Origin of the sequence: Massilia sp. WG5, assembly GCF_001412595.2 — a bacterium.
Lineage (GTDB): Bacteria > Pseudomonadota > Gammaproteobacteria > Burkholderiales > Burkholderiaceae_D > Telluria.
Genome location: NZ_CP012640.2, coordinates 3057649 through 3074620, shown reverse-complemented (window position 1 = coordinate 3074620; position 16972 = coordinate 3057649). Strand labels below are relative to the sequence as shown.

The following is a 16972-nucleotide window of genomic DNA, read 5'->3' as shown; positions in this document are numbered from 1 at the left end:
CATGCTGGAATTTACCCTTCTTAAAAAAGACACCAGCGGCCTGTCGCACGCGCGCCGCGGCCGCCTGAAACTCAACCACGGCACCATCGAGACCCCGATCTTCATGCCGGTCGGGACCTATGGTTCCGTGAAGGCGATGGACCCGCTCGAACTGAAGGAAGTCGGCTCCCAGATCATCCTGGGTAACACCTTCCACCTGTGGCTGCGCCCGGGCACGGAAGTCATGGACAAGTTTGGCGGCCTGCACGGCTTCATGGGCTGGGACAAGCCGATCCTGACCGACTCCGGCGGCTTCCAGGTGTTCTCGCTGGGCGCGATGCGCAAGATCACGGAAGAGGGCGTGAAGTTCGCCTCGCCGATCGACGGTTCGCGCCAGTTCCTGTCGCCGGAAATCTCGATGCAGATCCAGCGCTCGCTGAACTCGGACATCGTGATGCAGTTCGACGAATGCACGCCCTACGAGATCGACGGCCGCCCGGCCACCGCCGAGGAAGCGGCCAAGTCGATGCGCATGTCGCTGCGCTGGGCCCAGCGTTCGATGAACGAGTTCAATCGCGGCGAGAACCCGAACGCGCTGTTCGGTATCGTGCAGGGCGGTATGTACGAGCGCCTGCGCGACGAGTCGCTGGCCGGCCTGGAAGACATCGATTTCCCGGGCCTCGCCATCGGCGGCCTGTCGGTGGGCGAGCCGAAGGAAGACATGATGCGCATCCTCGAGCACGTCGGCCCGCGCCTGCCCGAGAACAAGCCGCACTACCTGATGGGCGTCGGCACCCCGGAAGACCTGGTGGCCGGCGTGGCCAACGGCGTCGACATGTTCGACTGCGTGATGCCGACCCGGAACGCGCGCAACGGCTGGCTGTTCACCCGCTTTGGCGACCTGAAGATCAAGAACGCGCGCTACAAGGACGAGCAGGCGCCGCTCGACGAATCCTGTACTTGCTACTGCTGCAAGAATTTCTCGCGCGCCTACCTGCACCACCTGCACCGCTCGAAAGAGATCCTGGGCGCCCGCCTGAACACCATCCACAACCTGCATTACTACCTGAACCTGATGCAGGAAATCCGCGATGCGATCGATGCCGACCGCTTCCATGAGTTCCGCCTGCAGTTCAACGCCGACCGCGCCCGCGGGGTGTAGAGCGCCTAAAACCCGCATGGCGGCGTTGCCCCGGCTCGCCGTACTAGCGGACTGCCTTCGCCGGGGCGTCTTGCCCTGCGGGCTTGTAGGCGCTCTATAAGCTGCTTGGTATTAATTTTCAAACAACGTCTTGCAATCAGGCATCGCGCTCCCACATGCGCTGAAATTGGTTGTTGACAGTTTGCGGGTGCTAGAATACAGCGCTTGTTTTTTCACATTCTTATAAATCGGAGTTCTTGTGTTCATTTCCAACGCTTACGCCCAAACCGCCGCCGGCGCCGCCGATCCTGGTCTGATGGGCAGCCTGACGACGTTCGCCCCGATCATCATCATGTTCGTGGTCATGTATTTCATCATGATCCGTCCGCAGCAGAAGCGCCAGAAAGAAATGAAGACGATGATGGACGCGCTGGCCAAGGGCGATGAAGTGATCACCGTCGGCGGCGTGCTGGGCCGCGTGTCGAAAGTTGCCGATGCCTACGTCACCATCGAGGTGGCGGCCGGCACCGAAATCGTGGTGCAGAAGAATGCCGTCACCACCCTGCTGCCGAAGGGCACCCTGAAGGCCCTGTAAACCGTAACCAGCCGCACGGCGCACATCATGAATCGCTATCCCCTCTGGAAATACATACTGATCCTCGTGGCGGTGCTGCTTGGCCTCCTGTACACGGCGCCGAACTACTTCGTCGATTCGCCGGCGCTGCAGGTCACGACCTCGAAAGCGACGGTCAAGGTCAACAGCGACACCGTCCGCACGGTCACCGACGCGCTCAAGCGCGACGGCGTCCCTGCCGAGGCCGTGAGCCTGGAAGGTTCCGGCGATACCAGCGCCGTGCGTGCGCGCTTCGCCAGCACCGACGCCCAGTTCAAGGCCAAGCTGGCCCTCGAGCGCGACCTGAACCGCGACCCGGCCGACCCGGACTACATCGTCACCGTCAACCTGGCGAAGAACACCCCGATGTGGATGCAGAAGCTGGGCGCGCAGGCGATGAACCTGGGCCTGGACCTGCGCGGCGGCGTGCACTTCCTGCTGCAGGTCGACACCAAGGCGGTCGAGGACACCCGCGTCAAGAGCATCGTGTCTTCCGCGCGCGGCCTGCTGCGTGACCAGAACGTGCGCCATGCCGGCATCGACCGCGTCGGCAACCACGTCGAGATCCGCTTCCGCGACGCCGAAACCCGCGCCAAGGCACGTTCCGTGCTGGCCAGCCAGAACCCCGACCTGGCCTTCACCGAGACTGCCGACGGCACCGACCTGAAGCTGAACGTGAGCCTGAAGCCGGAAGCGCTGCAGAAAGCGGTGGACGACGGCGTGAAGCAGAACATCGCCACCCTGAGCAAGCGTATCAACGAGCTGGGCGTGAGCGAGCCGGTGATCCAGCAGCAGGGCCGCGACCGCATCGTGGTGCAGCTGCCGGGCGTGCAGGACGTTGCCCATGCGAAGGACATCATTGGCCGTACCGCAACGCTCGAATACCGCATCACCGACGACAGCATCACCCCGGGCACCGAGCTGACCGCCGCCATTCCGCTGAACTCGGAACTGTTCACCCAGGGCCGCGACGTGCCGGTGGTGGTCTCGAAGGACGCGGTGGTGACCGGTGGGTCGATCATCAGCGCCGTGCCGGGCTTCGACCAGAACCAGCGTCCGGCCGTGAACATCGAGCTGAACGCCGAAGGCGGCCGCAAGATGCGCGCCATGACCCGCGAGCGGGTCGGCAAGCGCATGGCCACGCTGCTGATGGAAAAGGGCAAGTACACCGTGCTGCAGGTCGCCACCATCCAGGGCGAATTCGGTTCGAACTTCCAGACCACCGGCATGCGCAGCCCGGCGGAAGCCGCCGAGCTGGCCCTGCTGCTGCGCGCCGGCGCGATGGCGGCGCCGACGGATTTCGTCGAAGAACGCGTGGTCGGCCCGCAGCTGGGCGCCGAGAACATCGCCAAGGGCCTGCACTCGACCCTGTGGGGCTTCGTGGCGATCGCGATCTTCATGATCATCTACTACCAGCTGTTCGGCTTTTTCAGCGTGGTGGCACTGGCCTGCAACCTGCTGTTCCTGCTGAGCTTGCTGTCGATGCTGCAAGTCACGCTGACCCTGCCCGGCATCGCCGCAATCGCGCTGGCGCTGGGTATGGCAATCGACGCGAACGTGCTGATCAACGAGCGCATCCGTGAGGAACTGCGTGCCGGCAATACGCCGCAGGCGGCGATCTCGGCGGGCTTCAGCCACGCCTGGGCCACCATCCTGGACTCGAACGTGACCACCCTGATCGTCGGCCTGGCCCTGCTGGTGTTCGGCTCGGGCGCGGTGCGCGGCTTCGCGGTCGTGCACTGCCTGGGCATCCTGACTTCGATGTTCTCGGCCGTGTTCCTCTCGCGCGGCGTCGTGAACCTGTGGTACGGCCGCAAGAAGAAGCTGGGCAAGATCGCCATCGGTACCGTCTGGGAACCGGGCATCACGGCGGCGGGCGCCAAGTCCGCGGCCAAGAAATAAGCAGCGAGGAAAGACATGGAATTTTTCAAGATTAAACGGGACATCCCGTTCATGCGCCACGCGTTGATCTTCAACGTGATTTCGGCGCTGACTTTCGTCGCCGCGGTGTTCTTCCTGGTGACCAAGAACCTGCACTACTCGGTGGAATTCACCGGCGGCACCACCATGGAGCTGCGCTACTCCCATGCGGCCGAGCTGGAGAAGATTCGCCGTAACCTGGAAAAGCTGGGCTACGAGCAGCCGGAAGTGACCAGCTTCGGCACCGCCCAGGACGTCATCATGCGCCTGCCGCTGCGCAAGGACCTGCCGGGCGCGAGCGCGTCGACCACGGTCTTCAACGCCCTGTGCGCGGCCGATAACGGCACGCCGAAACAGGTCCAGCAGACCACCGAGAAGGGCGAAAGCGTCACCCGCACCAGCTGCGTGAATGCGGCCGGGGCCGAAGCGGTGCACCTGCAGCGCGTCGAGTTCGTCGGCCCCTCGGTCGGCGAAGAGCTGGCGCAGAACGGCCTGAACGCGCTGGTCATGGTGGTGATCGGCGTGGTGATCTACCTGGCCGTGCGCTTCGAATGGAAGTTCGCGGTGGCGGCGATCATCGCCAACCTGCACGACGTCGTGATCATCCTCGGCTTCTTCGCCTTCTTCCAGTGGGAATTCTCGCTGACCGTGCTGGCGGCGGTGCTGGCGGTGCTGGGCTACTCCGTCAACGAGTCGGTCGTGATCTTCGACCGGATCCGCGAAACCTTCCGCAAACAGCGCAAGATGAGCGTGACCGAGGTCATCGACCACGCGATCACCAGCACCATCTCGCGTACCATCATCACCCACGGCTGTACCGAGATGATGGTCCTGTCGATGCTGTTCTTCGGCGGCCAGGCCCTGCATTACTTCGCCGTGGCGCTGACCATCGGTATCCTGTTCGGTATCTACTCGTCGGTGTTCGTGGCGGCGGCCATCGCCATGTGGCTGGGCGTGAAGCGCGAAGACCTGATCAAGCCGATCAAGGAACGTGACGAAACCGACGGCGCCGTCGTCTGATTTTCCTCAAGAAAATAAAAGCCGCCCGGCATAGCCGCGGCGGCTTTTTCTTTGGATGCGAACAATTTCTTCGTTTGTGTGAAACAACGCACAGAGTACCCCTCAGGCCGGCCTTAAGATGGACTCGTCTCTTTCAGGACATCCCTAGTTTTGGACTTCACCCGCTCCCAACCGAGCGGGTTTTTTTTTGCCGCCGATGTTGGCGAGACAATGCCGGTTCTGCATTCCCGGCATACGACGGCAGTCGCCTGCCCGGTAGATGGCGCGGGAACAGCTGCGCCGGTTCATGCGCCGCGGGAGCGCCGCAGGAGGGCGTGGAATTCGGCGCGCAGGGCGGGATCCTGGCGGAAGGCGCCGCGCATGACGGTGCTGCCCATGCTGGCATCCATATCCATGACGCCACGCCATTGCATGCAGAAGTGATCGGCTTCCATCAGGAGGGCCAATCCACGCGGCGCCATCAGGGCCTCCAACGCATCGGCCAGCTGGATCACCGCTTCTTCCTGGATCTGCGGCCTGCTCATGATCCAGTTGCTAAGGCGTGCATATTTCGACAGGCCGATCAATTCGGCATCCGGGTTCGGCAACAGCCCGACCCAGATCTTGCCGATCACCGGGCACAGGTGGTGCGAGCAGGCGCTGCGGACGGTGATCGGGCCGACCACCATCAGTTCGTCGGAATGGGTAACGTTTGGAAAAGCGGTTGCCGCCGGCATGGCTTCATAGCGGCCGGCGAAGACCTCGCGGACGAACATGCTGGCAACGCGGCGGCCGGTGTCGCGCGTATTGTGGTCGGCTGAGGTATCGATGACGAGGCTGTCCAGCACCTCCTGCATCTTGCGGCTGACTTCCTCCACCAGCTCGTCGAGCTCTCCCGGCGCAAGGAAGTCCGCAATATTGTCGTTCGCAAAGAAGCGGGCGCCGCCGGCTTTCAGTCGCGCGCGAATGCGCTGGGATACGGGCGGCGTGTCCTGTGCCAGGTTGCCGGCATCGAAGGGAGGGAGAAGATCGTTTGGCATATGGTGCTTGATTCCGGAAAAGCGGTACAAGATATCGAACCGGGACGAGTATAGCGTTCGCCCGGCATAGTCGGTTCATGCCGGCGCCGAATCGCGGGTCAAACCGGGTTCATTGTTACCTTAAGGATCTTGCCGGGGCAGCGACAGGCCCTCGGCGCGCGCCAGCCGTTCCAGCGCCGCTTCCAGGATCACCCGTGCCTGGCCGGCGGCATGGCCGAGATCCTGGTGCAATTGCGCGTCCAGGCTGTTGCGGGAGGCGCATTGCTGGCTGTAGCGCTCGAAGCTGCCGATCATGAGCAACAGCTCCGCCATATGGCGCGGGCATTCGCAGGCCAGCTTGGTGCTCGCGGCCGTGAGGTTGGCCAGCGACTCTTCGTCGAAACGCGGTCCCGGCAAGCTCTGCTCGGCAGGCTTCGCCGGCAGGTGCTGGCCTTCCAGGGCCTGGCGGCAAAGAGGCACCAGTTCGCCCATCTCGGAGGGCACGCGCGCCACCAGCCAGCCCTGCGAGCGCAAGGCGCGGATGGTCGCATTCGCGCAGAAGCGATAGAGCACGACGGTGGCCGCGGCCTGCAGGGCAGCGCTGGCCGCGGCGATGGCCGGGACGGCCCGCTCGTCGAGTTCCGCCAGTTCCACCAGCAGCAGGTCGGCATGCAGGCCGGGACGCGGGAAGCCTGGCGTGTCGAGGCGCGCGCAGCTGTCCAGGACCTGCAGCGGCGCGGTGTCGCGCGGGCTGGCATCGATCCGGCGCGCCAGGCCGGGGCCGATCACGACCACGCCGATCGGCCTCAGCGGCGCAGCATTGCCGGCCTGGTTGCCGCCGCCGAGCAGGCGCAGCTCCTCGATCGAAAGATGGGCCAGCTGGCCGATCGGATGGCCCTGGTCGACCAGCTGTTTCAGCAGGCCCAGGCGCTGTACCTGGGCGGCCGTATACAGACGCTGCCCGTGCGCCGAACGGCGCGTTTCGGACAGGTCGTAGCGGCGTTCCCATACGCGCAGGGTTTCCACCGGCAAGCCCGCCAGGCGCGCCGCCACGCCGCTGCGGTAGGTGATGGCGCCCGCTGCGTCGGCGGGCAGGTCCGAAAGCTGTGTCGACTGGTTTGTCATGATGAACCGTATTTGAACCGTGATACTTGGATTATACAGGTTCAAATTATGGACATGCGTATCGTGCGATTTTATATTCGACGGCGGGATCACCTGTTGCCGGCGCCGCCGGCTTCCCGTTCGATCGATATTCAATGAAGGAAGCGATGATGAAAAAATTCTGGGTCCTCACGATGTTCAGCTTGTCCTGCGGACTGGCACACGCAGCCGATATCGTTGACACCGCTAAATCCGCGGGCAACTTCACGACACTGGTGAAAGCAGTGGAGGCAGCCGGCCTGGTCGATACCCTGAAAGGACCGGGGCCGTTCACCGTGTTCGCACCGACCGACGCCGCTTTTGCGAAGCTGCCGCAAGCAAAGCTGGATGCCCTTCTCAAGGACAAGGCGGCGCTGACCAAGGTGCTGACCTACCACGTGGTGCCGGGCAAGATCATGGCGGCCGACGTCAAGCCGGGCGCCGTCAAGTCAGTCGAAGGCAGTTCCTTGCATTTCACCATGAAAGGCGGAAAAGTCCATGTCGAAACAGCCACCGTGGTCAGCGCCGATGTTCCTGCGGACAATGGCGTTATCCACGCCATCGACACCGTCATGATGCCGAAGTGAACAACTGGAACGGAGGTGCCTCATGTTTCGTTGGATGAAAAGCGCCGTCGGCATCCTGCTGCTCGCATCGGTCGCTGCCTGCGGCGGTGGCGGTAACGACGAGCACCGCAATGACAATATCGTGCAGGTCGCCCAGAACGACAGCCGGTTCAGCATCCTGGCGGAAGCGGTCCAGGCGGCAGGCCTGGCGGATACTCTGTCCGGTCCGGGCCCGTACACCGTGCTGGCGCCAACGAACGACGCGTTCGCGGCGCTGCTGGCCGAGCTCGGACTCACGAAGGATCAACTGCTCGGCAACAAGCCACTGCTCACGACGGTATTGAAATACCACGTGATCCAGGGCCGGGTACCGAGCGCCGAGGTGCCGCTTGGCAAAGCGATCGTGCCGCTGGACGGTGGATTCTTCAAGGTGGACAAGGTCGGCAACGATCTGGTGATCCACGATGGGCGCAACCGCAGCAGCAAGATCGTTCAGGTAGATATTGCCGCATCGAATGGCATCATCCACGCAGCCGACAAGGTGCTCTTGCCTGCCGATAAGAATATCGTGCAGACCGCTGCGGCGAATCCCGACTTCAGCATCCTGGTCGAAGCAGTCGGCGCCGCCGGCCTGGCCGATACGCTCAGCGCCCCGGGGCCATTCACGGTGTTCGCGCCGACCAACGCGGCCTTTGCTGCCTTGCTGGCCGAATTGGGCGTGACAAAGGAACAGCTGTTGGCCGACAAGGCCTTGTTGACCAAAGTGCTGACCTACCATGTACTGCCCGCACGGGTATTGAAGGCGGAGGTGCCGGTCGATACGCCCATCAAGACCGTCGAGGGTGAAACCTTCTCCATCAGCGCGGCCCTGGTCATCACGGACCAGCGTGGGCGCAAGGCGAATATCGGCGCCGCCGACATTTTCACCGCCAACGGCGTGATTCATGTCATTGACAAGGTGATCCTGCCGGCGCCCTGAGCGTCCTGGAACTTGGCTTCTGCTCGTGGCAATGTCGCTCTGCGCGTATGACCTTGCCCGTTTGCGCCACCTTGGGGTGGCGCTTTTTTTTACGAAATTGTCAAATTAAATGTAAAAAAATGTGAGTCAGCGCACAGAGTGTGAATGTTCAGGGAACTAAGATGGACTCGTCTCTTTCAGGACATCCCTAGTTTTGGACTTTACCCGCTCCCAACCGAGCGGGTTTTTTTTTAGCATTTCAAAAACCCTCATGACGGCGTTGCATCGTCTCGCCGTACGAGCGTACTGTCTTCGACGATGTGCCTTGCCCTGAGGGTTTTGTGAAACGCTCGGTTAGTCCAGCGCGGTGACGAGGCTGCGCACTTCCTCTTCCGATTCCTGCAGCACCAGCGCCAGCGTGCCGTCGCCGACCGCGAAGTCGATGGTGGCGCTGGCCTGTGTCGGGCTGAAGCCCGGGCGCTCGAGCAGGGGAGAGGGGACTGGCGCCAGGTCCTTGGCCAGCATCAGGGTGTCGCCCAGGGTTTCCGGCGGCAGGGCGCGCATGCCGTTCCACAGGGCCTCGATCGCATCCATGACCGGCGCCGGCACGCCCAGCTTGTGCAGCACGCCGCGGCCGATCTCGACCTGTCCATGTTCGATCCATTCGTCGGCGCCGCCGTCCAGCAGGCCGGGGAACTCGCTTGCTCTCGACAGCAGATAGAAGCCGCCGACTTCATGCACGATGCCGGCGAACATCGCCGTGTCCGGATCGACGAAGGACACCCGGCGCGCGATCACCAGCGCCAGTGCGGCGACGTTGGCCGAGTGCTGCCACAGCTGGTCGGCCTTGGCGCGCAGCAGCGGGTCGGTGACGCCGCTCGCCAGCTGGCGCACGATGACGGCGGCGGTCAATGCGCCCAGGGTGCGGAAGCCGACCCGCTGCACCGCGGCGCGGACGTTGGTGACGTCATTGCCGGCCCGGTTGTAGGCGGCCGAGTTGGCGATGGCGACGGTGCGCGCGGCCAGCAGCGGTTCGGCCTGCACCAGGCGCGCGGCTTCCTCGACATGGCAGTCGGGATCGCCCAGCGCGCGCTGCAGCTTGAGCGTGGCGTTGACGTGGGTCGGGAAGGCCAGTTCACCGCGCCCGGCCTGCGCGGCGATGCTCTTGAGGGCGTCGAGTCTATCCATGGCGGGAGGCGGGCGTCACGGCTCGCTGAAAATGGCGTCGAAGCCGTCTTTCGGCTCTTCCGTGTCCTGCAGCTCATCGGCCAGGCCGAGGTCGATCAGTTCCTCGACCGCGTTCATGAAGCTGTTGACCTTGGTGGCGCCGATCAGGCGATAGATCTCGCCGGCCTCGTTGCGCACACCGATCAGCATCTTTTCCTTGAGCACTTCGTCGGGCGGCGCGACGTCGAGCAGGATGTTGCCGATGATGTGCTTGTCGAAATGGGCGGGTTTCTTACCTTCGAGCAGGGCGGTTTTCACGAGTGGGGTTTCCTTTCCTTGAGCGCTGGCGGAAACGCGTCGGATGGCGTTCCTCCAGTGGGGCGATTATAGCGGGCCGCGCGCCCTGCGGCGCGGCGCCCGGGCATTCGCATTTTACGGCCGGGACGGTTACCATAGCGTCATGACCCAGCAGCTGCGCGGTATCGCCGCCCTCATCCTCGTCGTCCTCGTGTGGGGCACGACCTTCCCGGCCATGAAAGACCTCACCGTGACCTTCTCGCCGGTGTGGATCATTTTCACGCGTTTCGCACTGGCGGTGCTGATCCTGTCTCCCTTCCTGTGGCGCGCCCATCGCGACGACCTGGCTTCCGGCGTGCTGCTGGGCCTGGTCCTGTTCTTCTGCTACCTGTTCCAGGTCGAAGGCCTGGCCCTGACCAGCTCGAACCGCAACGCCTTCATTACCGGCCTGAACGTCCTGGTGGTGCCGCTGCTGGGCATCCTCGGCGGACGCCTGCCGGAGCGCCGCATTGTGTTCGCCCTGGTGCTGGCGCTGGCCGGCCTGGCGGCGCTGTGCTGGGACGGCGGCGCCTGGGGAACCGGCGACACGCTGGCGCTGCTGGGCGCTTTCTGCTTTGGCGCCTACGTCAAGATCATGGAAATCCGCACCCGCACCGCCAGGCGCCTGCTCAGCGTGACGGCGGCCCAGATCGGCACCGTGGCTGTATGCGCCGCGCTGTGGCTGCTGTTGCGCGAGGTCCCGCGCGGCGTCGGCGTGCTGGAAGACGCCAACAACTACTGGCGCTACATCGGCGGCAACCTGCTTGCCTACTGGCCGAATTTCGCCTACCTGGGCGCGGTCTGCACCGCCGCCATCATCTCGCTGCAGACCTGGGGCCAGTCGCGCACCAGCGCCAACGAGGCGGCCGTGATCTATGCCTTCGAGCCGGGCGCGGCGGCCTTCTTCGGCTATTTCTGGCTGGGAGAGGCGATGACGGCCCGCGGCTGGCTGGGCGCGGCCCTGTTGATCTCCGGTATGATTGTCAGCCAATGGAATGCCGAGAGCCGGCCGGCCGCCGCGCTCGCCCCCGAGTGATGACCCTGATCCACCTCCCGCCCCTTTTTGATGTCGCACGCTGACCTGTCCCACCTGGCCAGGGAAGCGCCGCTGCGTGTCCTGCTCGTGAATGCCGGCGAGCCGGATTCGCTGACCTGGTCCGGGATCGTGCAGCCGCTGCGCCTGGCGGCCAAGATGGTAGGGCCGCAGCGCCTGATCGTCGACGTGCGCAGCCCGGACAAGTTTGCCGGCGACAGCCAGCGCCACTGGCATCTGGTGCTGCTGGTCGCCGACGAAGCCGAAGCCGGCCTGCGCCCGGCCAACATGCGCCTGCTGGCCCAGCGCTGCCGCGCCGCCGCCTGCTGGGGCGGGGTGGGCGCCGGCGTGCTGTGGCTGGCCGAGACGGGCGCCTTCAACGGCGTGCGCACCGCGCTGCCCTGGTCGCTGTACCCGGATGCCGACGCCATCGCCGAGCAGGCGCTGCTCAGCCCCCACCTGTTCGAGATCGACGGCCCGCGCCTGAGCTGCTGCGGCGGCGGCGCGAGCATCGACTTCGCCCTGAACCTGGTCGACATGCTGTTCGGCGCCACCGTGCAGGCCCAGGTCAAGGAAGTGCTGTGCGTGGACCGCGTGCGCGGCCAGGAAGAGCGCCAGCGGGTCGCGCTGCAGGCCCGCTTCGGCGTGCTGCAGCCCAAGCTGACCGAGGCCGTGACCCTGATGGAAGCGAACATCGAGGAACCGCTCTCGACCGACGAGATCGCCCAGCTGGCCGGCGTTTCGCGGCGCCAGCTGGAGCGCCTGTTCAAGCAATACCTGGGCAGCCTGCCGTCGCGCTACTACCTCGAACTGCGCCTGAAGCGCGCCCGCCAGCTGCTGCGCGACACCAACCACTCGATCGTGCAGGTCGGCCTGATGTGCGGTTTCTCGTCCGGCTCCCACTTCTCCACCGCCTTCGGCGCCCTGTTCGGCAAGACCCCGCGTGAAGAGCGCCAGCGCAAGCTCGCCGAGTAATGACTTCGCTCAAACCGGGGTCAGACTCCCGTTTTTGGAAATTGCCAAAATGACATTGCCAAAATGCGGAGTCTGACCCCGGTTTGGGGTTGCGCAAATGTTGCTCGTCCAAAAATGAAAATGCCTGTCGCAGTTTGAAAAGAACTGCAAGGGTGGGCTTTCTATAATGGGTCGCTCGGCGCGGCTGCTGGAGTTCGCGCGACCCTTTATTTGGATGAGGAAGAACGTCATGAATGCTAAGCTCGAATCGGTCACCACGCGGCCTGTCACACGCCAGACTTTCGACGAGGTCCTCGTCCCGACCTACGCCCCGGCCGCGATGGTCCCGGTGCGCGCTTCCGGCCTGGACGTGTGGGACCAGGAAGGCAAGCATTACCTCGACTTCACCTCCGGCATCGCCGTCTCGAGCCTCGGTCACTGCAACCCGGTGCTGGTCGACGCCGTCACGCGCCAGATCAACACCCTGTGGCACCTCGGTAACGGCTACACCAACGAGCCGGTCCTGCGCCTGGGCAGCGCCCTGACCGAAGCGACCTTCGCCGACCGCGCCTTCTTCTGCAACTCGGGCGCCGAAGCCAACGAAGCGGCCCTGAAGCTGGCGCGCAAGTACGCGCACACCAAGTTCGGCCCGCACAAGTCGCGCATCGTGTCCTGCCTGTCGTCCTTCCACGGCCGCACCCTGTTCACCGTCTCGGTCGGCGGCCAGCCGAAGTACACCGAAGGCTTCGAGCCGCTGCCGCAGGAAATCAACCACATCGTCTACAACGACATCGAGTCGGCGCGCGCCGCGATCACCGATGACGTCGCCGCCGTGATCGTCGAACCGATCCAGGGCGAGGGCGGCGTGATCCCGGGCGACATCGCGTACCTGAAAGCCCTGCGCGAACTGTGCGACCAGACCGGCGCCCTGCTGGTGTTCGACGAAGTGCAGTCGGGCGTGGGCCGCACCGGCACCCTGTACGACTACATGAACGTCGGCGTGACCCCGGACATCCTGACCTCGGCCAAGGCCCTGGGCAACGGCTACCCGATCGGCGCGATGCTGACCACCGAGGAGATCGCCCAGCACTTCAACGTCGGCTCGCACGGCACCACCTACGGCGGCAACCCGCTGGCCGCGACCGTCGCCCTGAACGTGCTCGATCAGATCAACCAGCCGTCCTTCCTGGCGCGCGTGAACGAAGCCAGCGCCATGCTGTTCGCCCAGCTCGAAAAACTCTCGGGCGACTTCCCGCAGCTGTTCGGCAAACCGCGCGGCAAGGGCCTGCTGATCGGCCTGCCGATGGCCGAAGGCTTCAAGGGCCGCGCCAAGGACTACACCAAGGCCGCCGAGAAGCTGGGCCTGATGCTGCTGATCGCCGGCCCCGACGTGGTGCGCCTGGCGCCGGCGCTGGTCGTCACCGACGCCCAGCTGATCGAAGCCGACCGCATCATGCGCGACGCCGCCGAGGCCTTCGTCGCCGGCTGATCGATGCCTTTCGGCGGCCGGCGGGATGCACCTCCGCCGGCCGCCGGCCCTGTCCTGTACGCTGACTCTTGATCGGGAGTTCCCATGTATGTTGTCCGTCCGGTAGAGCCCGCGGATGTCGGCGCCCTCGAGACGCTGCTGGCCGCCTCCATGCCGGGAGTGCATACCCTGCCGCGCACGCGCGAGAAGATCGCCGCCCTGGTCGAGCGCTCATGCGCTTCGTTCACGGCCCACGTCGACATCCCCAGCGAGGAAACCTACCTGTTCGTGCTGGAGGATATCGAGCACCATGAACTGGTCGGCACCGCGGCGATCCACGCTTCGGCCGGCTCGAACGGCACCTATTTCGCGTTCCGCAACGACGTGATCCAGCAGGTCTCGCGCGACCTGAACATCAGCCACAGCGTGCATGCGCTGACCCTGTGCTCGGAGCTGACCGCGTATTCGCAGCTGTCCGGCTTCTTCATCAGCCAGAGCGTCCGCCACCGCAGCAAGGCCGACGACAGGGGCGGCCATGAAGCGGCCCTGCTGTCGCGTGCGCGCCTGCTGTATTCGGTGCTGGCGCCGCATCGTTTCGGCGACCGCTTCTTCGTGCCGCTGGCCGGCGTCACCGACGACGACGGCCAGTCGCCGTTCTGGGATGCGCTGGGCCGCAAGTTCTTCAAGATGGACTTCCTGGACGCCGAACGCACCATCGGCGGCGCCCGCAACCGCACCCTGATCGTCGAGCTGATGCCGCACTACCCGGTGTATGTGCCGCTGCTGCCCGGACCGGCGCAGGCCGCGATGGGCCAGATCCACCCGAGCGGCCAGCTGGCGTTCGACCTGTTGACCGAGGAAGGCTTCGAGGCCGACGAGTACATCGACATCTTCGACGGCGGCCCGATCCTGCAGGCGCACAAGAACGCGCTGCGCTGCTTCCGCGGCTCGATGGTGCGCAAGGTGGCGACCCAGGACCAGCCATCCGGCGCGCCGGACGCCATGGTCAGCTACGCGGTGGCCAGCAGCGAGCGCAAGTTCCGTGCGATCGTCGTGTCCTGCGCCCCGGCCGAAAGCAGCGAGGCCCTGTGCCTGCCCGCCTGGGCCCAGGGAGCGCTCGGCGTCGCCCCGGGCGACAACGTCATCTGCGTGCGCATTTAAAGGAAACCGACCCATGCTCTTGATTCGCGCAATCACCCTGGACGACATCGATCCGCTGATCGAGATGGCGCGCCAGGTCGGCAGCGGCATGACCACGCTGAAGCCCGACCGCGCCATGCTCGGCGAACGCGTGAACACCGCGGTCGCCTCCTTCGCCCAGGCCATCCCGCCGGAAGAGCGCGACTACATGTTCGTGATGGAGGACACCGCGAACCACCGCCTGGCCGGCGTCTGCGCCATCAAGGCGGCGGTCGGCCTGACCGAGCCCTTCTACAACTACCGGATCGGCACCCTGGTCCACTCCAGCCGCGAGCTGGGCGTGTTCACGCGCATGGACACCCTGTACCTGTCGAACGACCTGACCGGTTCGAGCGAACTGTGCTCGCTGTTCCTGATGCCGGAATACCGCACCGGCCCCAACGGCAAATGGCTGTCGAAGAGCCGCTTCCTGTTCATCGCCCAGTTCCAGCAGCTGTTCACCGAAAAGATCATCGCCGAGATGCGCGGCTACCAGGCCGAGGACGGCACCTCGCCGTTCTACGAGGGCCTGGGCCGCCACTTCTTCAAGATGGATTTCGACCACGTCGACGGCCTGACCGCGATCGGCAAGAAATCCTTCATCGCCGAGCTGATGCCGCGCCAGCCGCTGTATGTGGCTTACCTGCCGGAAGACGCCCAGGCCGTGATCGGCCAAGTGCACCGCTCCACGCTCCCGGCCCGCAAGCTGCTCGAGCAGGAAGGCATGCATTACGAAGGCTACGTCGACATCTTCGACGCCGGCCCGGTGCTGCAGGGCCGCGTGTCCGAACTGCGCGCCGTGCGCGACAGCGTGCTGACCGTGGCCGAGGAAGGCGTGCCGGAAGGCGAGTGCGACACCACGCTGGTCTCGAACACCCGGCTCGACGACTTCCGCATGATTCTCACGCAGGCTTGTAACGGGGGCGCCAAGGTGGCGCTGTCGGTCCGCGAACTGCAACTGCTGCATTGCCAGGCGGGCGACCCGGTGCGCACGCTGTCACTCAATGTAAGGAAAAATTCGCATGTCTAATCTGTCGAACTACATCAACGGCGAATGGCTCGCCGGCAGCGGCCAGGAACTGGTCACGATCGACCCGTCCACCGGCCGCCAGACCTGGGCCAGCAAGGAATCCACGGCGGACGACGTGGCGCACGCGGTGCAGGCGGCGCGCGATGCATTCGAAGACTGGGCCCTGGCGCCGCTCGAGCAGCGCATCGCCATCTGCCAGCGCTTCCGCGACCTGTTGAAGGAACATACGGAGGAACTGGCCGCGATCATCGCCGAGGAAGTCGGCAAGCCCCTGTGGGAAGCCCGCACCGAAGTCACGACCATGGCCAACAAGGTCGACATCTCGGTACAGTCGCACGGCGCACGCACCGGCGAGACCAGCGCGAAAGTCGCCGACGGCAACGCCGTGCTGCGCCACCGTCCGCATGGCGTGTTCGCCGTGTTCGGCCCTTACAACTTCCCCGGCCACCTGCCGAACGGCCACATCGTGCCGGCCCTGATCGCCGGGAACACCCTGGTCTTCAAGCCCAGCGAGTTCGCGCCGCGCACGGCGCTGCGCACGGTCCAGTTGTGGGAGCAGGCCGGCCTGCCGAAGGGCGTGCTGAACCTGGTCAACGGTGGCCGCGAAACCGGCGTGGCGCTGGGCGCCAACCCGGACGTCGACGGCATCCTGTTCACCGGCAGCAGCCAGACTGGCGCCGCCCTGCACAAGCAGTTCGGCGGCATGCCGGGCAAGATGCTGGCGCTGGAAATGGGCGGCAACAACCCGCTGGTGGTGTGGGACGTGAAGGACATCGATCCGGCGGTCCACCACGCCGTGATGTCGGCCTTCATCTCGGCCGGCCAGCGCTGCACCTGCGCGCGCCGCCTGATCGTGCACGATACCCCGGAAGGCCAGGCCTTCATCGAGCGCCTGGTCGACGTGGCGGGCAAGCTGGTGGTCGGCCCTTCGAACGCCGAGCCGCAACCCTTCATGGGCCCGGTCGTCTCGGCGCCGGTCGCCAGGCGCCTGGTGCAGGCCCAGGAGATGATGGAAGAGAAGGGCGGCAAGGTGCTGCTGCGCATGCGCCAGCCGGACCCGAATGCCGGCTTCGTCACCGCCGGCATCGTCGACGTCACCGGCGTCCAGGGCATCCCGGACGAGGAGTGGTTCGGCCCCCTGTTGCAGATCATCCGCGTGCCCGACTTCGACACCGCCATCAAGGTCGCGAACGCCACCGAGTTCGGCCTGGCGGCGGCCCTGCTGTCGCCGTCCGAAGAGCTGTGGAAGCGCTTCGCGATCAAGGCCCGGGCCGGGGTGGTCAACTGGAACCGCCCGACCACCGGCGCGGCCAGCTCGGCGCCGTTCGGCGGCGTGGGCAAGTCGGGCAACCATCGCCCGAGCGCCTACTACGCGGCCGACTACTGCGCCTACCCGGTCGCCTCGATCGAAACGGCCGAGCTGGAGATGCCGGCCAAACTGTCCCCCGGCCTGAGTTTTTAAGCGAC

Annotated in this window: 16 protein-coding genes; 12 read left to right on the top strand and 4 right to left on the bottom strand. The window is 65.1% G+C overall.

The genetic code is table 11. The features are described 5' to 3' along the window. Position 1: 1 nt before the first annotated feature. From tgt to secF, 4 genes are all read left to right on the top strand, one after another. Positions 2 to 1141 (top strand): tRNA guanosine(34) transglycosylase Tgt, encoded by a 1140-nt coding sequence (tgt, locus tag AM586_RS13690; RefSeq protein WP_047826716.1) that lies wholly within the window; start codon positions 2 to 4, stop codon positions 1139 to 1141. Positions 1142 to 1379: 238 nt separating this feature from the next. Continuing rightward, positions 1380 to 1715, top strand: coding sequence for a preprotein translocase subunit YajC (gene yajC / locus AM586_RS13685; protein ID WP_047826717.1), 336 nt, complete (start codon positions 1380 to 1382; stop codon positions 1713 to 1715). Positions 1716 to 1742: 27 nt separating this feature from the next. Next, positions 1743 to 3635, top strand: coding sequence for a protein translocase subunit SecD (gene secD, locus AM586_RS13680; RefSeq protein ID WP_047826718.1), 1893 nt, complete (start codon positions 1743 to 1745; stop codon positions 3633 to 3635). A 15-nt stretch (positions 3636 to 3650) separates the two neighbouring features. Continuing rightward, entirely contained in the window at positions 3651 to 4673 is a 1023-nt protein-coding gene (gene secF, locus AM586_RS13675; protein ID WP_047826719.1) for a protein translocase subunit SecF, read from the top strand. A gap of 284 nt (positions 4674 to 4957) precedes the next feature. Here secF and folE read toward each other — a convergent pair whose 3' ends face one another. Beyond that, positions 4958 to 5692, bottom strand: a complete 735-nt coding sequence (gene folE / locus AM586_RS13670) for a GTP cyclohydrolase I (protein WP_047826720.1) — start codon at positions 5690 to 5692, stop codon at positions 4958 to 4960. 120 nt (positions 5693 to 5812) lie between these two features. Continuing rightward, positions 5813 to 6796: a MerR family transcriptional regulator gene (locus tag AM586_RS13665; protein ID WP_047826721.1), complete on the bottom strand. Its 984-nt coding sequence runs from the start codon at positions 6794 to 6796 to the stop codon at positions 5813 to 5815. A 149-nt stretch (positions 6797 to 6945) separates the two neighbouring features. On the opposite strand from AM586_RS13665, the gene AM586_RS13660 reads away from it, so the two are divergent. Together AM586_RS13660 and AM586_RS13655 are read left to right on the top strand one after the other, a co-directional pair. Continuing rightward, positions 6946 to 7401 (top strand): fasciclin domain-containing protein, encoded by a 456-nt coding sequence (locus AM586_RS13660; RefSeq protein ID WP_047826807.1) that lies wholly within the window; start codon positions 6946 to 6948, stop codon positions 7399 to 7401. A gap of 22 nt (positions 7402 to 7423) precedes the next feature. Continuing rightward, entirely contained in the window at positions 7424 to 8359 is a 936-nt protein-coding gene (locus AM586_RS13655; RefSeq protein ID WP_047826722.1) for a fasciclin domain-containing protein, read from the top strand. A 333-nt stretch (positions 8360 to 8692) separates the two neighbouring features. Here the strand turns inward: AM586_RS13655 and AM586_RS13650 are convergent, their stop codons facing one another. Both AM586_RS13650 and AM586_RS13645 read right to left on the bottom strand, forming a co-directional pair. Next, positions 8693 to 9526 (bottom strand): HDOD domain-containing protein, encoded by an 834-nt coding sequence (locus tag AM586_RS13650; protein ID WP_047826723.1) that lies wholly within the window; start codon positions 9524 to 9526, stop codon positions 8693 to 8695. A gap of 15 nt (positions 9527 to 9541) precedes the next feature. Then, positions 9542 to 9823 carry a hypothetical protein gene (locus tag AM586_RS13645; RefSeq protein WP_047826724.1) on the bottom strand — a complete coding sequence of 94 codons (282 nt, stop codon included), beginning with the start codon at positions 9821 to 9823 and terminating at the stop codon, positions 9542 to 9544. A 142-nt stretch (positions 9824 to 9965) separates the two neighbouring features. Between AM586_RS13645 and AM586_RS13640 the strand changes: the two genes are divergently transcribed. From AM586_RS13640 to astD, 6 genes are all read left to right on the top strand, one after another. Beyond that, positions 9966 to 10877, top strand: a complete 912-nt coding sequence (locus tag AM586_RS13640) for a DMT family transporter (RefSeq protein WP_047826808.1) — start codon at positions 9966 to 9968, stop codon at positions 10875 to 10877. A 30-nt stretch (positions 10878 to 10907) separates the two neighbouring features. Next, a complete protein-coding gene (locus AM586_RS13635) occupies positions 10908 to 11849 on the top strand; it encodes a GlxA family transcriptional regulator (protein ID WP_047826725.1) in 942 nt (313 codons plus the stop codon). A gap of 229 nt (positions 11850 to 12078) precedes the next feature. Further along, positions 12079 to 13317 (top strand): acetylornithine/succinyldiaminopimelate transaminase, encoded by a 1239-nt coding sequence (locus AM586_RS13630; protein ID WP_047826726.1) that lies wholly within the window; start codon positions 12079 to 12081, stop codon positions 13315 to 13317. Positions 13318 to 13401: 84 nt separating this feature from the next. Then, positions 13402 to 14457, top strand: coding sequence for an arginine N-succinyltransferase (locus AM586_RS13625; protein WP_047826727.1), 1056 nt, complete (start codon positions 13402 to 13404; stop codon positions 14455 to 14457). Between the two features lie 13 nt (positions 14458 to 14470). Further along, a complete protein-coding gene (astA, locus tag AM586_RS13620; protein ID WP_047826728.1) occupies positions 14471 to 15505 on the top strand; it encodes an arginine N-succinyltransferase in 1035 nt (344 codons plus the stop codon). After that, positions 15498 to 16967: a succinylglutamate-semialdehyde dehydrogenase gene (gene astD / locus AM586_RS13615; RefSeq protein ID WP_082439799.1), complete on the top strand. Its 1470-nt coding sequence runs from the start codon at positions 15498 to 15500 to the stop codon at positions 16965 to 16967. The genes astA and astD overlap by 8 nt, the downstream gene beginning before the upstream one ends. Positions 16968 to 16972 lie beyond the last annotated feature (5 nt).